The following is a 21,856-nucleotide window of genomic DNA, read 5'->3' on the forward strand; positions in this document are numbered from 1 at the left end:
CCAACACCATGCATACGAAGGTAAGCAAACAGGTATTTCCAAGCACTTCCACATTCGGGGGTCTCAGTGTTACGTTCGTCCACGCCCGGAACGCGGCCACCGACCGGGCACGACACGAGCGGACGCAGGCGTGTTCGTGCTTTGGCGCGCAGCGGGAACCGGCCAAGGAGGTGACCCCGCGTGCCACTCAGCCACAACATGGACAACACCGCCAGATACACCCTGGCCACCCTCACCGGCATCGTCATGCCCACCGCCGACCCCCGAGCCCTACGCGCCACCGCCGAACTCTACGAAACCACCGGCACCCAGATCACCCACCACCTCACCGACCTGCTCACCCACATCCGCCGACGCGTGCGCACCGACTTCTCCGGACAGGCCGCCGACTACTTCGACCGCTCCGTCGCCCAGTTCACCACCGGAGACAACGACTACATCGGCGCAGCCGGACAGATCGCCGCCGACATGGGCCGCGAACTCCGCAAAGCCGCCGCCAACGCCGAATACATGGCCATGATGGTCATCGGCCAACTCGTCCAACTCCTCCTCGAGATCGCCTGGGCCATCGCCTCCGCCTACTGGACCTTCGGCGCCTCACTGAAGATGATCCCCGTCTTCAAAGCCATCCGCAGCCTGCTCATCCGCCGCATCCTGTCCTGGTTCCTCCTCACCGTCCCCGGCCACCAGATCATCAGCCAGATCTTCGCCAGCCTGGACAGCATCATCCAGCGCATCCAGATCGCCAACGGCACCCGCACCGAATGGGACCACGACCTCACCACAAGCGCCCACCTCGGTGCCGTCATCGAAGGACTCCTCTCCGCCGGCCTCTCGGGCGGGGTCGACCTCCTGCTCAACGGTCCGGTCAACAAGCTCATCAACCAGAACCTGCTCGATCTCAAGGACCTCCCGGACCCGCCGCCGATCACCACACCCAGACAGGACCCTGTTCCGGACGACGCGCCGTCCGTCACCAACCCCAGACCCGATCCGGAGCCGGACCCGCCCGCCTCCGGTCTCAACGACGACCTGACCGACCTCTTCACCCGGCACAACGACGAACTCACCGTCCCCTACAAGCAGGGCGACGTCCCCGGGATCGGGAGCTGGCCCAACACCGCCAACAGGGACCAGCTACGCCAGGACTTCGCCGATCTGTTCGAGCGCCGTTTCGCAGACGAGCTGGGATCGTCGGCCGCCAGGAACCTGGGCAACGACTACGCCGACGCCTTCGCCCGGAACTGGCCGAGCGACGACCTGTCCACCCACCTGTCCCGGGCCCTGGGGGACTCACTGCCTCCCGCCGTTCGCGACCATCTCGCCGACACGGTGCCGGACACGCTGTCGAAGGGCCTCCGCGACATCAACAGCGGGGCGGGCCCCTATGCCCGGAACCTCGGCCTGGGCGCGAGCACCGGGGCACTGGAGGGCTATCTCGGCGAGGGCCTGTCCAACACGGCGCTCCAGGGCGAGTGGAAGGCCTCCGGGTTCTCCGCCAGCGCGGGTGCCAGCAACGCAACGACGCAGACGGTGGTGACGGACGCCTCCGTCAAGGGCATCGACTCGTTGCGCGGCGGTCCGAACCTGCCGCCGCCCCTCACCGCTCCGCCACCGACCTCCACCGGAAACCCGTCCGCCAGCGCATCGGACGACGCCCTCACGGACGGCGGTGCGACCGACGACACGAGTCGGGACGGGTCGGACCGCGGCTCCGGCCACGACAGCGATTCGGACCGTCGTGGCAGCGGTGACGACCGTGGCTCCGTCGACACCAGCGCTTCCGGCGATCCCGGGAGGGGGGACGACCGCGACTCGGTGACCAATGGCGGGACGAGGAACCGAGGCGGGAACGAGACCGACGACACGAGCGCGGGCACCGGACGCAGCGATGAGGGTCGCGGCTCCAGGGACGACGGCGCCACGGGCACACGTGACACCGGTGTGGCCGGGGACGCGGGCGACCGGAGAGGCGAAGACGCCGACCGTGGCCCGGCCGACGACAGCGGCGCGGTCCGCCGTGACGACACGACGGGCACGCGCGGTTCGGGAGAGGCCCAGGTGTCCGTCCCGGGGGACGCTCCGACCTCGGTGGAGGCGCCGCCGGGCGACAACCCCTACCTCTCGCCCTTCACCTCCGAGCTCACCACCGACTCGGCCTCGAACCCCGCGCCCGGGGCCGCCGACCAGCCCACCCCGGTCGACACGGACACGCCGGTTCGCGCCGACGTCGATCAGGACTCCCCCTCCCGGGCACCCGACGACACCGCCACCTCCCCCACGTCCGGGACGCCCGCCCGATCCGGCGGCGAGGAGGCCGCCCCGGACTCCGACACGGACGTCGACTGGCCGCTCGCCGACCTCTACGACTCCACCGACACGTCACACACGGACGACGATGCCACGTCGTTCGCGCCCCCTCCCTCACCCTTCGATCTCTCCAGCCTCCTCAACCCCAAGGGGTCCTTCCTCACCCCGGATCTGAGCGTCCTCGACCCGAAGGCGGGTCTGGGCCTCCCCCAGTCGCCCCTTCCGTGGATGGTCGACGACCTCCAGGTCCTCGCCGTCCACGAGATCACGGTCGACCCCGCTGCGGAGACCACCGACGACGAGAACGCGCCCTCCGTCACGCACGCGACCACGATCCCGACCCCGGCCCCGGGCTCCCACCAGGGCAGCACGACCCAGCAACCCACCACCCCGCAGGACACGACGAGGCAGCATCCCACCCGCAGCGCTCCTGCGGAGGGCCAGAGGCAGCAGTCGAACCAGCCGTCTTCGACGGCCGTGCCGACGACGAGCCTCGACGGGAACGTCCAGCACACCAGCGACACGGCACCTCCCCCGGTGGCTTCGGCGAACCCCACGACGTCGGACCACACCCCGTCTCCGCCGAACCCGCTCCCGCAGACGAGCACCCACCAGGCGCCTCCGCCCGTGGACACGACCCGAGGACACGACGAGGCCGCTCCGTCGCACACGCACCCGACCGGCGAGGCACCACCGCCCCCACCCGGCCGGACCGAGTACGCGGGCAGCTTCACGCCGGACCGTTCCGGGGACACCTACCGGCTCGACTATCTGACGGCGTCCACCCTGGTCGGTCCGCACATGGCCGCCGCCGAGAACGTCGACACGTTCGTCGGGGACACCCTCCGCGGCGTGGACGGCCTGGCCGCCCCCGACCGCCGGCGGATCATGGACGCGTTCGAGGAGGTCTTCCGGGCACACGGGCCGCGTCCGTTCCTCGCTCCCGGCGGGCACACCGTGGAGGTCCAGGGGCCGAACGGGACGTGGACGGCCGCCCTGTCCCTGAACCCCAGCGACGGCGACTTCCGGCATGTCCCGACCCGTCCCCTGGGCGACGGCACCGAGACCAGGTTCCTGCGCACCCAGAACGCGGGGATCGGCGTCAACTCCCACGACAGCGGCTCCCGCGCCGGGAACAAGTCCGTGGGTGGCAAGTTCACCGCCAGCCCGGTCTACGTGGCCGACATCGGTGTGGCCAGAGCGGGCCCCCTGGCCTCCCTCGGTGGACGCTTCGGCACCGGTGTGCGCGGCACGGACCACGGGGCCTCCAACTCCGCCAACAGCGACACCGAGATCTGGCAGTTGGCGCCACCCGAGCTCTACGCCGCCGACCTGGACATGGACCTGACCGTCACTCCACCGGCGGCCCCGCCGGTGAGCGGCACCCAGGCCGGAGGCCCGGCCCCCGCTCCCGTCCCGCACACCAGCAGCGGTCGATCCGGCAACGGTCTGGTCCTCAACCTGCCCGGCGAGGTGGTCGCCCACCCCGACATGCCCCAGAGCATCCGGCTGCACACGGGGCCCACCCCCGCCCCCGGTCAGCCGCCGCGCGCGGCCGTGCACCATCCGGGGGTCGGCCACCCCATCTCGGTCGGCCGCATCGTCCCGGTCGACCCCGGCTCGAACGGCGACGGGACGGGCGGGCGCACCGACGGCCCCGGCGCCACCGATCTGGGCCCGTGGATCGCCGACCACATGCTGGTGGACCCCGACACGAGCGTCTCCCAATGGGTGAGCGAGCACCTGCCCGGCGGTTCCGACCGACGGCGGCAGCGACTCGACGACTTCCGCGCGTCGATCGAGCGCGCCTTCCACCCCGACCAGATCCAGAACCTGCTGCCGCAGATCACCAACACACCGTCGAACATCCGCGTCTCCGCGCCCGACGGCAGCCAGCGGATCATGAAGCTGTGGTCCGTGCCCACCTCCTACACCCGCAAGGACCACTCGCCTCCGCTGGTGGACCTGCTGCGGAACAACACCTCGACCAAGGGGACGTCCTCCTCGGTGAACCGCAGTTCCGGGATCACGGGCACGGTCGGTGGCGGGTTCGGTCTGCACATCGACCTGCCGGGCGACCGCAGCATCCGGCTGGACGCCCCGTTCGTCGAGTACGCGTTCTCGGTCGGCTCCAACACCAGCGACACGCGCAGCCAGTCCGCGACGTCCAGCACGTTCACGCACGGCCACCCCCGGTACGGCGCCTACGACGTCGAACGCGACTACTACGTGCGGTTCGAGGGCGAGTCCGAGACCCACCACTTCCACGGCCGTTCCGTCGACATCCTCAATGCGGAGGACGCCCAGGCGCTGCGGCACCAGGTGAACGCGACCGACGACCGCACGGAGACCGCTCCGGACGCCTCGGGTGAGCGCGGCGGCGCCGCACCGACCCGGAAGCCCGACGACGAGAACGGTGGCCGGGCCCGGGACACGGGCGAGGAGGCCACCCCGGCCCAGGACACCGGTGATCAGAGCGCCACCCCGGCACGAGGCACGGTCGGCGGGACCGGTTCCCCGGCCAAGGTCCCCCCGTTCCCCAACCTGCGCGGCGACCGCGTCACGGACCTGAGCGGCGCGGACATCCGGACGTTCGGCTGGCCGCCGACCACCGCGGACACGTCGAACACCGCCGCCGACGCGTCCGCGAGCCCCGGCGGCCGTTCCGTCCACGAGGAGTTGGGCCACCAGATCCTGACCGGCATCGCCCAGGAGCGCCCGGGCCTGGTGATCCCGGAACTGGCGCGCGACCGCGGCAACTACGCGCACCGCCCCGGCAACACCGACGCCCCCTACTTCGACCGCTCCCCCCGTGAGCACACGGGTCTGCGCCGTGACCAGGACGTCGCACGTGAGAACACCATGCGCATCCTGGACGCGGTCTCCGAGTCCAGCCTGAAGAGCAACTCCGGCGATCTCACCCGGGACGGCATACCCGTCCGCCTGACCGAGCCCGCCGGCATCGACCTGCCCTCCACCGTCAAGGGCAAGGAACTCACGCGCCCGGACACGGTGACCGTGCGCATCACCGCCGGCATCGGCCCCCTGCGCCACCGGACGGAATCAGAAAGCAGCTCCGGCACCAGGGTCAACGGCGCGTCCGGACTCAGCCGTGCGTCGAATCGCTCGCGGACGCACGCCGTCACCACCAGCGTGGGTATGAACGTCCGCGAGGACGCCGGAGCGGACGCGCGCGGCGTTCCGGCGAAGTTCGGCACCCCTTCCGCCTCGGTCACCCGCTCGTCCGGCATCAGCCACGGCACCGGCCAGGGCATCACCCACTCCACCGAGGACCGGGTGATGCTCTCCGGCGGCAACGACGTGTGGACCGCCGACACCAGGTTCGACGCCCGCCTGCACGAACACGACGACCTCGGGCAGGTCCGCGACGGCCGCCCGATCCGCGAGCGCGGCATCCCGCTGCTCGGCGCGGGCCTGGACACCCGGACCACCCTGACCACGCCCAAGGTGCAGTCGCCCCCGACCCGCTCCGGACCACCCCCGCTGCCGGCGCCACCGACCGCGCTCTCCTCCGACCAGGCGCGTGACATCATCCGCCGGGGCTTCGTCCCCGACCAGCCGGTGGCCGGGCCGTCGGTCACCTCGAGCGCCAGGACCGGTCCGCCGTCGCTGGCCGAGCACCGGGCCAAGGAGATCATCAAGCACGGCGGCACCATCGAGCGGGTCAACACCGACCTGGGCGGCGGTCCGAACCGGCCGGGCCTGGTCGAGCAGACCTACGGCGCCTTCGGCACCGCCCGCGACAGCCGCTTCCACCACGGCTACAGCCGCAAGCTGGAGCACCTGCTCACCGACACCCCCTCCTCCCGCCCCCAGTTCGAGAACCGGCTGTCGGGAGAGTCCCTCGCGACCGACCCCAGCGCCGCCTCTCCGGCGGGGGCGCGGACCAGACAGGACATGAGCGGCGGGTTCCTCTCGCCGCACGACGTCCGAGCGACCATCGCGACCCAGGTCAACGTCGACGCGATCACTGACTTCCTCCCGGTGAGCGCGCAGATCTGGTGGAGCGGCGGAACCCAGGTCAACCTGTCCACGAGCGACTCCCGCTCCACGTCCTGGTCGGCCCGGCTCGGATCGGGGGCCACCGACAACCCCAACCGCGCGGGCACGGACGACTCCCTGCCCAGCGAGGCGATCCGGCCGATCCCCGTCGGCGGCCCCTCGTTCGGCTTCACGCCCTACAGCGTGAACCGCTCCACCTCCCACCAGCACGGCTTCTCCTCGTCCGTGCTGTTCATCCCGCAGGTCGCGCGGTCCTACGCGTTCCGCGGGTCGGGCGACATCACGCAGGCCATCGAGTTCAAGAAGAACTGGAGCATCGGCCCCACCCTGCCGTGGAACATCCGCTACCGCGGCTGGCGGGTCCCCGTGCAGAACCTGGTCTCCGGGTACGTGCACGCCCACGACGCCCACAACTCCAACCTGGTCCAGGACGCGGTGTCGGACAGCGACGACGGTCCCGTGCTCGGTTCCCAGCCGAACCCGAAGAAGCCCTCCGGCCTGTCGGTGCGGCCGGGCTTCGAGAACACCGGGCGGCAGATGCGCCCCGCCGACCCCAACGCCGCCATCCAGAGCCTCGTCGACCACCTGGCGGGCGACGGCCTGGAGCTGACCGGCAACAGCCGCGAACAGCTCCTGCACACCCTCACCACGCAACTGGGCAACAACCCCGCGAAGTCGGCGCCGGTCCCGGTACGGGTCCGTCCGATCGGGCAGCCCGTGCACACGTCCACCGACGCCAAGGTCTACGTGGACCTGAGCACCACCGGGACGCGTACGGAGTACGTGGGCTTCGCGGGCGACTACATCGAGTCGCGGACCTGGACGGACACCGACGGGCACGGGGAGGGTCGCGGCACGTCCCGCAGCACGGGCGCGGACGTCACACTGCTCCAGCCGACCGGCTACCAGGGCGACCAGAGCGGCCCCGAGGACCAGCCCGGCAGCCGCCCGCTGTTCGTGGCGCCCAACGCCGGGGTGAACACGGGATCGGGCGAGAGCACGAGCAGGGGCGCCTCGGACTCGGCGAACCACACGGTCGAGATCCAGATGCACGTCCCCTACGCCAAGATCACCCAGGACACCGAGCTGACGCTGACACTGGAACTCGGCACTCCCGCGACGGACACCTCCGAGAGCCGGGACGGTTCCGACAGTGGCGGCGGGTCACGCCGCACCACCTTCACCGGCCGTGGTGACGGCGGTGAGATCGAGACGCTGTTCCCGTTCTCCTACCTGGCCCTCGCCCCGCCGCCCTCCACCGACACGGCCACGGACGGCGCGGTCACCGACCACTCGGTTCCGAAGGCCGGCCCCTCCCGCACGCACGGGCGCGACGGCGCCGCGGACACCGACGCGCAGGGCACCACGGCTCCACGCACGGACGCGCAGCGGGACCAAGGCCGGGAACAGGGCCAGGACCGGGAGCAGAACCAGGGCCACCAGGACCCGCCGGCGCCCGAGCATCCCGTGAGCACCCCGTACGCGTCGCTGAACGACATGATGCGCACCTGGGCGGCGAACACCCGCAACGCCGCCCCGGGCAGCGTGCCCGCCTCGGACGACATCGTCATCCTCCCGATCGCGCTGGAGGACCACGGCAAGGCGGTCCGGGACACCGCGGCGGTCGTGCTCGCCAAGTCCCTGGGCTGGACACCCCCCGCCGACGCGGTGCGGGACGGCGCCTACACCCCGCAGGCGATCAACGACGCCCGCTCCCACGTCGCCGACGAACTGAAACTCGACCCCCGGTCCAACGCGATCGACCACGCCCTCGGCGACGTCGCTCTCCAGGCCCTGTACCCGGGTGCCTCGCGCAACGACGACGGCGTCCGGTTGCTGTCCATCGGGCGCACCGACTGGAGCGTCAAGGCGCTCCCGGACCTGTCCCACCCCACCATCCTGGACGTCGTCCCCGGCACCCGGATCAGCGACAACCTCACCCACGGCGGTGCCGACGGCCGCAACCGCGGACGGTCCTCCACCACCGGCGGCAGCGCGGACGTGCTCCGCCCGGTGGGGCTGAGCACCGAGGCGGCGCACGACTACGACGGCCACGAGGGCATCTACACCGGCGGCGCCCCGGGCCACGCCTCCTCCCGCACGGACGGCTCGAGCCACGGCTCCGACCAGCCGGTCAAGCGCTACCCGCGGTCCGACCGCCTCCGGCAGGGCCCCGCCTACCTGGTCGAGTTCGACACCACGTGGGCCGTCGGAGCCGCGTCGAAACTTCCGCGGTCCACGTCCTGGATGAACAAGGTCCGCGGCACCGGCGCCGAGACGGGACCGTCGGGGAACCGGCCCGCGCGCTGGCAGCTCGGGGACACCTCCACCCGGCTCTCCGGATGGGTGTCCGAGGCCGACGCGATCGAGATGGGCGTCATCACCCGCGCCCAGGCCGACCAGCTCCGGCCGTCGTTCGACGCGCTGCACGAGGCGCGTCAGGCCTTCGCCGACGCCGAGAAGGCCTACGCGGACGCGCGCGGCCCCCTGGAACAGCTCGCCGACGAGGCCGTCAACGGCACCGACGCCGACGCCGCCCGGCAGCGCTACGACGCGCAGAAGGCCGGGTACGACCAGGCCCTGACCGAGTTCAACGCCGGCATCGACCGCTGGACGGCCACCCTCGACCGGACCCGGAAGCTCGTCGAGGACCCCCGCGACATCACCGTCCCGGCTCCGAGGGACGGCAAGGGGAAGGGGAAGGCGCACGTCCGCGCCCTCCCCACGATCACCGAGTCCGCCGAACCCGTCGACACGACGGGCATCGGACCACGCGGCGGCGGGCCCCTCGCGGACACCTTCCGCTCTCTGCTCAATGTGGAGCCCGGCAGCCGTCAGCACCGCTCCCCCGGCACACAGGACGACCTGTCACCGGAGCGCCGGGCCGAGGCGGAGCGCGCGTCGGACGAGTCGCGGCGCCTGCAGAAGCTCTCCGCCGACCTGCGCGCCGAGGCCCGGGACCTCAGATCGGCACTCCCGAACGTCCTGGAACAGGAGCGACGGGCCGAGGCGGACGTGGCCCGGCTGGAACGGGACGTCCAGCGCCTGGAGGAACGGGACCTCCCGCCCGCCCGGGAGGAGCGCGACACCGCCGAGCTGAAGCGGGCCCAGCTCAAGCCCCAGGTCACGCGCGCCCACGAAGCCGCCGATGCCGCCGCGACGGCCGCCCGGGACGCCGCCGGCACCGCCGCCGCCCTCGGCACACAGCACGCGGAGCAGCGGTCCGCCGCCGACGACGCCCGGACCCGGGCCGAGCAGGCCCGATACGCGGCGGAGACCGCCGAGCTCGCACAGACGGTCCGCGAACTCCGTGACCGGATCCGGTCGTTGGAGACCGCAGCCCAGGACGCCCACGACGAGCACGGAAGGGCCGTCGAGAAAGCCCGGGCCGAACGCGACCGCTACGACACCCGTCAGGAGGAGGGGGTCGAGGACGCCGCGAACGCCGACTCCGTCAGCGCCTGGCCACAGGAGGCCACCCGCCCCGACCGGTCCGCGCGCGACCTCCAGGACGCCGCCGACCGTGCCCGGGAGGTCTCCGAAGCCGCCGCCCGGAACCTCGCGGACACCCGGGCCGAACTCGACCGGCGCACAGCCGAGCTCGCCCTCCGCCAGGGCGGGGACACCGGGACCGAGGACACGGTCCAGGAACTCCGCGAGCGTGCCGACGACCTCCGGACGTCGGCCACCCGGGCGGAGGAGGCCGCGGCCTCCGCGCAGACCCGCGCCGACGAGCTGCGCGACCTGCTCGACACCGCCGAGAAGAACGCCGAGTCGGCCGCCGGGCACGCAGCCGGGCTCCAGGAGAAGGCCCGTGGCCTCGACACCCGGCTGGGAGGCGCCGAGAGGGACCTCACCGCCGCGCAGCAGAAGCTCGACGCGCTGGCCCAGCAGCTCAGGACCGCCGAGAGCGGCCTCGCCGCGAGCCGGACGGCCCTGAACGACGCGCGCGACGAGGCCACCAGGATTCGCACCGACGCGGAGGGCCTCGAACAGCGGGCCGAGCGGGCGCGGCAGGACGCCGACCGGCTCTCGGAGCGGTGGGAGCGGCTTCTGGACCCCTCGACCGAGTGGGATCCCCACGACTCCGGCTCAGGGCCCCGGATCCCGGACGGAAGCGAGCAAGCGGCGGGCGACGGCGCCGGCCCGAACGCCGGCAACGTCGGCCCCCGGACGGGTCCACCGCGCGCCGACGTGTCACACCTGACCCACCCGATCGTCATGTCCGCCTTCACCCCGAACCCCGACGGACCCTCCGGGTCGACGGAGACGACGGGGCACGGGGACGCGTCGGGGTCCTCGGCCGGCCGGTCCGAGCCCGCCCGGGGATGGCCGCCACCGCCCGCCTGGGGTGGGGGCAGGGGCCCCGAGGGCATGCCGGGAGCGCGGACCTTCGACACCTACGAGGGCTCCGCGACGTACCTGACGCGGCGGATGCCCCCGCCCGCGTTGAACGGGACGGAGAGCGCCTACGTCCGGTACTACACGGCCGAGGGCAGTTACGTGATCAACTCCGAGCTGCGTTCGGGGGTCACCCAGGAGCGCGCCACGCCGAGCATGCGGGACGCCGTGCGGAACCTGGACGGGGCGTTGGACCGGTCCCGCGCCCCCGAGCCGATCCTGCTCTACCGGAGCGTCGACACGCTTCCCGCGCAGTTGGACGCGTCGCCGAACTCCGTCGACGGCATGGTGTCGCTCGTCGGACGCACGTTCAACGACCCCGGCTACGGGTCCGCCGCCATGGCGCACCAGCCGCTCTATCCCGAGCGGCGGATCCAACTGTCCATCAGGGTGCCCCAGGGGTATCCCGCGCTCAACGTGATGGACGTCCCGGGCGTGACCAACCGCAACGAGCACGAGGTGATGATCCGGCGCGACGCGACGTACCTCGTCCACGACGTCACCCGGCTGCCCGACGACCAGTACGGCCTCAAGACGTGGTCCGTCGACGTCGAGATCGTTCCCGACGGCTGGACCCCGCCCACGGAGTCGGCGGACGACTCCACCGACGACTCCAACGACCGGGACGACAGGAGCGGCGGCAGCGGTGGATCCGCGCGCGGGACGGGCGGCGGCGCCGGCCCGGGGGGCGGACCCGGTCAGGGCGCTCCACCGCCCCCCGACACGCGGCACGACGGCACCGGCCGGTCGCTCCGCGACGCCGCCCCCGCTCAGAGCGACGACGCCTTCCCCTCCTTGGACGGCCTCTCCCCGCCCTTCACACCGAACCTCCCCTTCGGGCCGAAGTCCTCCCCATGGCCGTTCGACCTGGACCCCAAACGGCCCTACGACCCCAACGTGCTCCCGGACCTGCCCTTCCCCGAGTACGTCCCGACCACGAGCACGACCGAGGAGCACCCGGCCACCGAGACTCCGGACCAGGCAGCGACCAGTCGGCACGTGGAGCGGGACGCGCGGGGGCAGGAGGCCACCGACCGGTCTCCGACGACCGGCACCAGCCCGTCCCGATCCGCCTCCGCCTGGCCGCCGCCCCCGGCCTGGGGCGAGGGCGCCCACCCCCAGGGCATGCGCGACGGCCAGACCCTCGACGGACACGACCAGGGCACGATATACCTGTCGCTCCTGATGCAGCCGCCCGCGATGACCGGGGCGGAAGCAGCCGTCGTCCGCGACGTCGCCGGGGGCGGCGGCGAGACCGCCGTGAACGACGCGCTGCGCAACGGGACCCCGCCCGAGCACGCTCCCGCGCGCACGCGCGAGGCCGTCGACACCCTCGACGCCCTGATCGACCGCTCGACGACACCCGACCCGCTGATCCTGCACCACCGAGCGGACACCGGGTTCGCCGAACGCCTGGGCGTCTCCCCCGCCGACCCGGACACGATGCGCGCCCTGATCGGGCGGACCTACACCGACCCCGGATACGTCGCCGCCACCACCGGGGAACAGCCCCTCGACTTCCGCCATCCGATCGATGTCATCGTCAAGGTGCCCCAGGGCCATCCCGCGCTCAACACCGCGGGCCGACGGCCCGGCGACGGCCCTGACGTGGTCCTGCGGCGCGGGTCCACGTTCGTCGTCCACGACGTCCGTCACGTTCTCGACGACCTCTACGACAACGACCACTGGGTGGTCGAGGCCGAGATCGTGCCGGACGGCTGGACCCCGCCCCCCGAGTGGCGCACGGTCCCCCGCGACGGCGAGGGAGGGCTCCCACCCGCACCCGCACCCGCCACCGAGACCGGCGGCGGGAACCAGGCCCCGCCCCTCGCACGGCCGCACCCGGCCACGACCGACGACCTCATGGTCATGTCGGCCTTCACGCCCCGGCCCGGACCCTGGCACACCGGCCATGACACGGACTCGGATGACACGTCGGACATGGGCGACGACGCCGATGACGGCTCCAGTGAGGACAGCGGCGACGGCGAGGTCCTGACCGGCGACGACGACGTCCGCCACGACCTCGACCCGGCGCCCGTCTGGCACGGCGGGCCGCACGAACCCGGAGGCGTCGGCATGGCCCACGCCCTGCGCTTCGCCGATGACGACGAAGCCGCACACTGGGCGGACACCCACCTGCCCAGGGTCTCCGATCCCGCCTCCGCCGAAGCCGTCTCCGACTACACCGGAGCCGACTACACCCTGGCCCACGCGGGCCTGCGCCACGGCAACGTCGGCGTGTACCGGCGCGACGACTTCACCTCACTGGTGCGAGGCGTGGACCGCGCCATCGCCGACTCACCGCTCCCCGTCCCGCTCATCGTGCACAAGGGCGTCGACAGCGCGTTCACCGACAACCTCGGCATCGACCTGAACGACCCCGCCACCCTCACCGGCCTGGTCGGAACCGTCCACACCGAGCCGAGCTACGTCTCCACCTCCGTAGGCTCGCGCACGCCCTACGACCGCCCGCTCTACCTCATGTTCCGGGTCCCCCAGGGGTTCCCCGGCCTCAACGCCGCGCCGCTGTCCCACGCCTCCGGTGAGCGCGAGATCCTGATCCCCCGCAACAGCTCCTTCGTCGTCCACGGCGTCTACCGGCGGCCCGGCAGGCGCGCGGAGGGCGGCCCCGTCGGACCGCTCTGGTTCGTCGAGGCCGAGTTCGTGCCGGACGGATGGCGGCCGCCTCCCGGCTGGCGGCCGAGCCCGGCGATGGACGCCGACGCCGGCTACCGCGAGCACCCGGTGCCTCCCCTGCCCGGCGTCCTCGCCCAGAACGGGGTACGCCACTTCCGCACCGACGCGGAGGGGGAGGCCTACGGCGAGGTCCACCTCTCGCACCCCGAACGCGATCCCGGCGCGTTCGGCCACTTGCCGCCCCACCAGCGGGACGCCATCGTGGCCTACACGCGGCGGTCGAGCCCCTACAACGAGTTCCTGCGCACCCCCGAGGGCGAGCGGCCCGCCCTCCTACGCGACTGGATGGGGCGGGGCGGCGACGCGTGGGAGCTGTACGTGCTGGCGGGCGGCCGCACGCCGACCATGGAGGACGTCCTCGCCGCCGCCGCACGGATGGACACCCTGCCGCCCGTGCTGCGGTCGGTCGTCGAGGAGATCACGGCCGCGCCGGACCCGGGCGCCGAACTCGCGATGTGGCGGGGTTGGGCGGGCCTGCCCGGCTACCTCGTCGACCTCTTCGGCCGCCTCCCCACCCTCGCCGACCTCCACGCGCGGATCGGTGTCCTGGACGCCGCCATCGGCTCCAGTCCGCTGCCCGAGGCGATCGTCACGCACCGCGGCCTCAGCCGCGCCGACTTCCTCACCGGGTTCACCGACGACCCCGGGACCCTGGTCGGGACCGTCCAGCACGAGCCCGGGTACCTCTCCACCTCTCTGGGTGCGGGCGTCTTCGGGTACGCGGGCGGCTATGTCGATCCGGTCCAGATCCACTTCACCCTCCCCCCGGGGACTCGGGCCCTGTGGGTGGGCCGCAACAGCCGGTTCCCCACCCAGCGGGAGCTGATCCTGGCTCGGGACACGGACTACCTCATCACCGCCGTCCAGCGGCGCCCGGACGGGACCCTGGACATCTTCGCCGAGGTGCTGCCGCCATCGCCGCCGGTTCCGACGGCCACCGGCGGTGGCGGGGCGGTCGCGTTCCCCGGAACGGACACCGGAACCGACGAGGGGGGACGAGCACATGGCTGAGCACGGGGGACGCCCGGAAGAGGATCGCGCCCGCACGTGGGGGCCGCTGGGCCCCTTCACCGCGGACCGGCGCACCTACCCGCCGGTGACCACGGGCCCGGTGCGCTACCTGCCGATCCGTCGAGCCGGAGGCGGCCGAGACGGCGGCTACGGCGGCGTGCTGGGGTACCTGTGGGCCGCCGAGGCCGACGACGCCGCGTCCTTCGTCGCCGCCGGGCGCGCGGGTGCGGCGGGGGCGGCGGGGGCGGCGGTCAGGAGCCACTGGATCTCGTGGCTCGTCGAGCGCAGGAGCGAGGGGCTGAGCCCGCTGCGAGCCCTGGAGCGGGCGGCGGCGGAACCGGTGGACACCGGCGGCGGAGCGCCCGTCCCCGGCTCGGCCGCCTCGACCGCCCCCGACCTGGCGACGCTGGAGCTGATCGCCCGCTCCTGAGCCGGACACCACCTCACGACCCCACCACGATGACATCCCACGGAGAGACATCCCGCATGGACCAGCAGCGTCCCGACCAGCACCGATCCCCGCGCGGACGACGACCCCGGCGGGCGGCGGCCCCGGCGCGCCTTCACCGGCGCCTGCGAGGGATCGCGGCCTCACTGCTCGCGTTCGGGCCGCTCCTGGCCCCGGCCGCCGTCCCGGCCCCGGCGTGGGCGGACGAACCCGCCGCCCTGCCCCAGGTGACCCAGTTCAAGGGCGCCGACGACGCGTGCGCCGAGCCCGGGGCCGACGTCGTGGAACGGGTCCCGTGGACCTTCCCCGCCCTGGGGCTGGCCAGCGCCCACGAGCTGAGCCGGGGCGGCGGCGTGTCCGTCGCGGTCCTGGCCACCGGCGTGGACGGACGGGTGCCCGCGCTGGCCGGCGCCGTCGCAGGCGGCGGATCCGAGGACTGCCTCGGGTACGGGACCTTCCTGGCAGGGGTGGTGGCCGCCCGGCCCGTGCCGGGGAGCGGATTCGTGGGGGTGGCTCCCCAGGCGGCCGTGGTCCCCGTCCCGACCGGTGACGCGGACACGGGGATCGCCTCCCCGGACGACCTCGCCTCGGGCCTCGGCGCGGCCGTCGACGCGGAAGCGCGGGTGGTCCTGGTGGGCACGGCGGCCGTCGAGGGCTCCGACGCCCTGGACGAGGCGGTCGCCGCGGCGGCGGAGGCGGGCGTGCTCGTGGTCGCCCCGGCCACGGTGCTCACGTCGGAGGGCCCGGCCCCCGGCCACCCGGCTCAGGACCCCGCCGTGCTGAGCGTGGCCGCACACGACGCCGACGGGGCGCCGGTCCTGGCCGAACCGCTGGTCAGGTTCGACGGCGAGCTGGCACGGGTCGACGTCACCGCGCCCGGGGACCGCGTTCTGAGCGTGGGCCCGGGCGGGGAGGGCCACGTCACGGCCGGAGGCGACGGTGTGGCCGCCGCCTTCGCCGCGGGCACCGCCGTGCTGCTGGCCTCGCGCGAACCGGACGCGGGCCCGGAGGAGATCCGGGAGCGGTTGACGGCGACCGCCTACGGCTCTCCCCTGGGCCCGCGCGACCCGGTCGTGGGCAGCGGGCGGATCGACCCGCCGGGCGCGCTGTCCGGGGATCCGGTCGCCGCCGCCGAGGCGGGGGCGGCGGTGGGCGCGGGCGAGCCCTTCGTCCCGGACCCCTCCCCCCGCGGATCGGTGCGGGTCCCCCCGACCGTGGCGGCGGTGGGCGGGGCCGGGCTGGTCGTGGTGCTGTGCTCGCTCGCGGGGGCGGTGCTGCGCAACGGCCGGACCCGGGGCTGGCGCCCGGCCTCCGCGGGTGAGCGGGTGACCCCCGAGGAGGACCCGCGCCCGCTCATCTGAAACGGTGGGCGGCCCGGTCCGGGCCCCGGGCCGCCCTACTCCGAAGCTCCTTCGGCGATGGCGAGCTGGACCTCGACGGGGTCGCGCCGGGAGATCCACAGCGCGCGCCCCGGGGGCATCTTGCGCGCCCGGATATTGCCGAACAGCATGCCCTCCGACGGCGGGCACGACAGCATGATGCTCGGTGTGTTGAAGTCGATGAGCGAGCGGATGACGGGGTCGGAGGAGGCCCGGGCGAAGCCGCCCGCCGCGTGCACCAGGATGACGTGCATGCCGATCTCGGCGCCCTGGGCGAGCAGTGGCAGCAGCGGTGAGAGCGGGCTCGGCCCGCTCCCGGAGACCATCTCGAAGTCGTCGATGACCAGGAACAGCTCCGGCCCCGTCCACCAGTCGCGCTTGCGGATGCGCTCGGGTTCGATGTCGGGTCCGGGCAACCGGGCCTTCATCGCCTGGGCGGCGGCGATCATCATCTCCTTGACGTTGTCGGCCGAGACCGCGTAGCCGAGCTGCATCTCCTTGGGAACGGCGTCGAAGAGCTGGCGCCGCTGGTCGGCCAGGACCACGCGGGCGGTACTGGCGCCGTAGTGCTCGCGGATCGCGTTCGTGATGTGGCGGAGCAGGGTGGTCTTGCCGGTCTCGGTGTCGCCGACCACGATCAGGTGCGGCGTGGCGGAGAAGTCGTGCCAGAACGGCTGCATCCGACGGCTCTCCAGGCCCAGCGCGACCTTCAGCCCCCCGCCGGGGGTCAGCTCGGGCGCGGGCAGGTCCGCCGCGTGCAGCACCCTGGGCAGTGTGCGCACGGGCGGCGCCTCGGGACCGTCCCAGGCGTCGCGGACCCGCTCGATGAGCTCGGCCACCCCCACCGAGAGCGTGACCGGGTCGGCGTCGCCGTCGGCCCGGGGCAGGCCGGTGAGGAAGTGGTACTTGTCGTCGGTGATCCCGCGGCCCGGCACGCGGGGGACGGTCTGGGCCACGCGCATGTGCACCATGGAGTCGACCGGATCGCCCAGCCGCAGCTCGATCCTGGTGCCCATCAGGTCGCGCACGCCGGTGTTGAAGTCGGCCCAGCGGGGGGACGCCACCACGACGTGCAACCCGTAGTTGAGGCCGCGCTGGACGAGCTGGACGATGGGGGCGACCAGGTCGGTGAGGTCCTGGCGGATGGTGCCCCATCCGTCGATGACGAGGAAGACGTCGCCGTGGGGCTGGTCGGCGAACTCGCCCGCGGCGCGGCGGCGCCGGTAGGTCGCCATCGAGTCGATGCCGTTCTCCGCGAAGAACGTCTCCCGCGTGGTGATCAGCTCGTGCATCTCCATGATCGTGCGGTTGATGCGCCGCTCGTCGGTGCGCGCGGCGACGCTGCCCACGTGCGGCAGGGAACCGAGTGTCTGGAGCACGCCGCCGCCGCAGTCGATGCCGTAGAACTGCACCTGGGCGGGGGTGTTGAGGACGGACAGCCCGAGGATGAGCGAGGCGAGCAGCGTGCTCTTCCCGCTCTGCGGGCCGCCCGCGATGCCCACGTGGCCGCCCGCTCCCGTCAGGTCGGCGGTGAGGGGCAGCCGGGTGTGCTCGAAGGGCCGGTCGACCATCCCGAGCGGGACCTTCAGCCGTCCGGTGTCGGTCCAGGCCAGGCCGCCCTCGGGCAGGCGGACACCCACCATGCGCAGCAGTTCGTCGAGGAGGGGCGGCACGTCCAGGGGCGGCAGCCAGACCTCCCGGGCCGCGGGGCCGCGGCCGTGCAGCCGGTCCAGGGCCACCGCCAGGAGCGTGTCCGGATTCTCCTCGGTCTCCTCCTCGACGGGCGCCTCGGGTTCGGGGGCGGTCAGGGGCACGTACGCGTCCGCGAACGGCACGACCTCGCCGCCCACGGTGTGGCGCCGCGCCGTTCGCGGACGCGCCCGGTAGGCCCCCGAGACGTAGGCGGCCTTGAAGCGGATGAGCGTCTCGGTGTCGGTCTTGAGATAGCCGTTGCCGGGTGAGGACGGGAGCTGGTGGGCGTCGGGGACGCCCAGCACGCCGCGGCTCTCGATGGCGGAGAAGGTGCGCAGCGCGATCCGGTAGGACAGGTGCCCCTCCAGCTGGTGCGTGCGGCCCTCGTCCAGGCGCTGCGAGGCGAGCAGCAGGTGCACGCCCAGGCTGCGGCCCAGGCGGCCGATCATGACGAAGAGGTCCATGAAGTCGCGGTGGGCGGCCAGCAGCTCGCTGAACTCGTCGACGACCACGAACAGCGTCGGCAGCGGGTCCATGGAGGGGTCGGCCTCGCGGGCCCGCTCGTACTCGTGCACGGAGCTGAAGTTCCCGGCGGCGCGCAGCAGTTCCTGGCGGCGGATCAGCTCGCCGTGCAGGGCGTCCTGCATGCGGTCGACGAGGATCGCCTCGTCGGCCAGGTTGGTGATCAGGGCCGAGGTGTGCCGCAGCCCGTCCAGGCCGATGAAGGTGGCGCCCCCCTTGAAGTCGACGAGGACGAAGTTGAGCGTCTCGGAGGAGTGGGTCATCGCGAGCGCAAGGACGAGCGTCCGCAGCAGTTCGCTCTTGCCGGAACCGGTGGCGCCGATCAGCATGCCGTGCGGCCCCATGCCGCCCAGTGCGGATTCCTTGAGGTCCAGCTCCAGCGGCGCGCCCTCCGCGGTGATGCCGATGGGCACGCGCAGCCGGTTCTTGGGGTGCAGCTCGCTCCACATGCGCTCGGTGTCGTGGGCGTGCAGGTCGGGGACGCCGACCAGGGTGGTGAGCTCGAAGTCCGTGGTCAACGGCTCGGTGACCTCGACCTGCATGCTGACCCGGTAGGGGGCCAGGAGCCGGGCCAGGCTCGTGGCACGGGTGGGGCTGAGGGCGTCGGGCCTGCCGAGACCGGTCTCGACGGCGCGTCCGCTGTGGTCCTGGGAGAGGGCCACGAGCCGGTCCTCCTCGACGCGCAGGGAGAGGGTGTAGGGGTCGTCGTCGGGCGGCATGGGGTCGGCCACGTCGATGACGACGGCGTTGCGGTAGCCGCCGCCGAGCAGGCGCGAGCCGACGGGCACCTCGCCGCCGTCGACGACGATGACGGTGTAGGGCTCCTCCCGGTTCGGGACGGCCGCGGGATCGTAGCGCGGGCGATCGGCCATGTCGTCGCCGATGAGCCGTTCCAGTTCCAGTGCGTTGGCGCCGAGCAGGCGCGCGGATCCGGCGCCGTCGCGCGCGGAGTGGTGCTGGGTGTGCGGCAGCCACTTCGTCCACGCCCAGGCGGAGCGGGTCTCGTCCGAGGCGCACACGGCCACGCGCATCTCGTCGTGGGCGTGGAAGACGGTGAGCTGGCCGACGAGGGCGCGGACCAGGGCGCGGCAGGCCTCGGTGTCGCCGCGCAGCGAGACCCGGGCGTAACCCCGCAGGTAGACCTGGACGGGCTGGTCCTCCACGGTGCCGTAGGCGCGGATGAACCGGCGCAGCGCGTGCGCGGTGAGGGGTTCGAGGTCCTCCACCGGTTTGGAGGCGACCGGGGAGATGGTCATGGCCATCGCCTGCTCTCCCACGCCGATCCGCACCTCGGCGAAGTCGGGGTCCTCGGCCCGACGCTCCCACAACCGGGAGGTCCGCACGACCGACCACAGGGCGTCGGGCTGCGGCGCCCGCCAGAGCATGGCGTCGCGCTGCTCGGTGACCACCTCGCGCAGCCGCGAGCGCATCTGCCCGAGGTAGCGCAGGTAGTCGCGCCGGTCGTCGTTGAGTCTGCGCCTGCGCTCCAGTTGGGTGCGCAGGTACTGGCCCCCGAGCATCGCCACGGCGCCGACGAGCATCATGCCGCCCGCGACGTAGGGCATGAACGAGCCTCCGCCACCGCCGCCGGGGCGGATGAAGAGCATCATCATCGCCATCGAGGTCAGGGCCATCGGCAGGTACATGAAGATCGACGACATGCTCGACTGCGGTTCGGCCAGCTCGGGCGGCTCCTGGAGGGTGATCTCGCCCTGGGGCAGGTCGGGGCCGGGGCGGCGGGGCGGTCGGCGGACGAGGATCGTGCTCACGGAGCGGGTGCCTCCTTTGGACGCGGTGACCGGAATGGGCCCTCGGGGGCCACCCGTTCCCATAATGCCAAGCAAACGCTATCGTTGCCACACGAGATCACAACTGCAGGAGCCGTAACACACACACTTCCAATAGGATGTCACTCGGTGTTACGGTCACTCACACTCCAGAACAAGTCGCCCGAATGGGTGGGAATCCGATGAACGATCCTGCCGCCGCGGACCTGTGCCGCCTCCTCATCCGCGCCCCCAGCAGGTCCTTCGAGATCGCCGCACCGTCGGAGGTGCCCCTGTCCGAGCTGCTGCCGACCTTCGTGCTCTACGCCGAGGGCGACAACGGCGAGGACCTCGACGAGAGCGGGCTCGAACACGACGGCTGGGTGCTGCAACAGCTCGGCGACGAGCCGTTCGAGGAGGACGAGACCATCAGGTCGCTCGGCCTGTGCCACGGGGAGACGCTCTACCTGCGCCCCCGCCGGGACCAGCTCCCGCCCATCCACTTCGACGACCTCACCGACGGGGTCGCCACGGGCATGTCCGAGCGCCCCGACCGCTGGCGCCCCGCCTTCACCCGGGGCCTGCTGCAGTGCCTGGGCCTGCTGGTCCTGCTCACCTGCCTGGTGGTCCTGGCCACCGGCGGCCCCGGCGGGCTGACCGCGCTGACAGCCGCGTCCTCGGCGGTCCTGATGCTGCTGTCGGCGTGGGCGGCCTCCCGCGCGATGGGCGACCTGCCGGCGGCCACCGGACTCGCCGCGATGGCGACCCTGTACATGGCCGTGGCCGGGGCCGCCGTCCCCACGGGCGAGCCGGGACTGGCGCTGCTCGGTGCGGTCCTGCTCACCGCGGCGATGTGCGCGGCCGGGGCGACGGTGCTGGGCCTGGCGGCCGTGGCCGGATCGGTGCCGTTCTTCACCGGGCTGTTCACCGTCGAGGTGCACGTCGTGCTGGGTGCCCTCTCGCTGATGTTCCTGCCGGGCGCCTCCGTGGCCGCCGTGGCGGGCCTGATCGCGCTGCTCGCCCTGCTCACCGGTACGTTCGCCCCGCAGTTGGCGTTCCGCATGGCCGGGCTGCGGCTGCCCCCGCTGCCCGCCAACCCCGAACAGCTCCAGGAGGGCATCGAGCCCTTCCCGGCGCGCGCCGTCCTGGACCGCGCGCACCTGGCCGACCGATTCCAGACCGCCCTGTACGCGTCGACGGGCGCGGTGCTCACCGTGTGCCTGGTCACGCTGGCCGTGTCGACCGGCTGGGTCGCGGCGACGATGTGCGTCATCGTGTCCCTGGTCATGCTGCTGCAGACACGCGGCCTCGCGAGCGCCTGGCAGCGCGTGTCCATGGTCGCGCCGGCCTGGATCGGCCTGACCGCGCTCGCCCTGGACGGCGCCCTGGCGTCCTCCCCCCTGACGCGCTCGCTGACCCTGCTCGCGCTCCTGGCCGTCACCACGGTCCTGGCGCTCGTCTCGTGGTCGGTACCCGGGCGCCGGCAGCTGCCGCACTGGGGCAGGGCCGCCGAGATCATCCAGCTCCTGCTGTGCGTGGCGGTCTTCTCCCTCGTCCTGGCGGGCTTCGGCGCCTTCGGTGCCCTGCGCTCGATCGGCGGGTGA

At 73.1% G+C, this 21,856-nt stretch carries 5 protein-coding genes; 4 read left to right on the top strand and 1 reads right to left on the bottom strand.

The features are described 5' to 3' along the window. The first annotated feature begins 180 nt into the window (after positions 1–180). From M1P99_RS26430 to M1P99_RS26440, 3 genes are read left to right on the top strand one after another with little or no spacing between them, the layout of a single operon-like run. The gene (locus M1P99_RS26430; RefSeq protein ID WP_304455297.1) at positions 181–14,445 is read left to right on the top strand and encodes an ADP-ribosyltransferase; all 14,265 of its coding nucleotides are present in this window, start codon (positions 181–183) and stop codon (positions 14,443–14,445) included. Beyond that, entirely contained in the window at positions 14,438–14,875 is a 438-nt protein-coding gene (locus M1P99_RS26435; RefSeq protein WP_304455298.1) for a hypothetical protein, read from the top strand. The genes M1P99_RS26430 and M1P99_RS26435 overlap by 8 nt, the downstream gene beginning before the upstream one ends. A gap of 56 nt (positions 14,876–14,931) precedes the next feature. Continuing rightward, positions 14,932–16,254 (top strand): S8 family serine peptidase, encoded by a 1,323-nt coding sequence (locus M1P99_RS26440; RefSeq protein WP_304455299.1) that lies wholly within the window; start codon positions 14,932–14,934, stop codon positions 16,252–16,254. A 35-nt stretch (positions 16,255–16,289) separates the two neighbouring features. Here the strand turns inward: M1P99_RS26440 and eccCa are convergent, their stop codons facing one another. After that, on the bottom strand, positions 16,290–20,255 hold the full coding sequence (gene eccCa, locus M1P99_RS26445; protein WP_304455300.1) for a type VII secretion protein EccCa: 3,966 nt from the start codon (positions 20,253–20,255) through the stop codon (positions 16,290–16,292). Positions 20,256–20,455: 200 nt separating this feature from the next. Between eccCa and eccD the strand changes: the two genes are divergently transcribed. Then, the gene (gene eccD / locus M1P99_RS26450; RefSeq protein WP_304455301.1) at positions 20,456–21,856 is read left to right on the top strand and encodes a type VII secretion integral membrane protein EccD; all 1,401 of its coding nucleotides are present in this window, start codon (positions 20,456–20,458) and stop codon (positions 21,854–21,856) included.

This window comes from Nocardiopsis sp. YSL2 (assembly GCF_030555055.1).
Taxonomy (GTDB): Bacteria; Actinomycetota; Actinomycetes; order Streptosporangiales; family Streptosporangiaceae; genus Nocardiopsis.

What these genes read in the sequence shown, in the direction of transcription:
- M1P99_RS26435 (WP_304455298.1), top strand. Translation starts at nt 14,438, where the DNA reads ATGGCTGAGCACGGGGGACGCCCGGAAGAGGATCGCGCCCGCACGTGG.
- M1P99_RS26440 (WP_304455299.1), top strand. Translation starts at nt 14,932, where the DNA reads ATGGACCAGCAGCGTCCCGACCAGCACCGATCCCCGCGCGGACGACGA.
- eccD (WP_304455301.1), top strand. Translation starts at nt 20,456, where the DNA reads ATGAACGATCCTGCCGCCGCGGACCTGTGCCGCCTCCTCATCCGCGCC.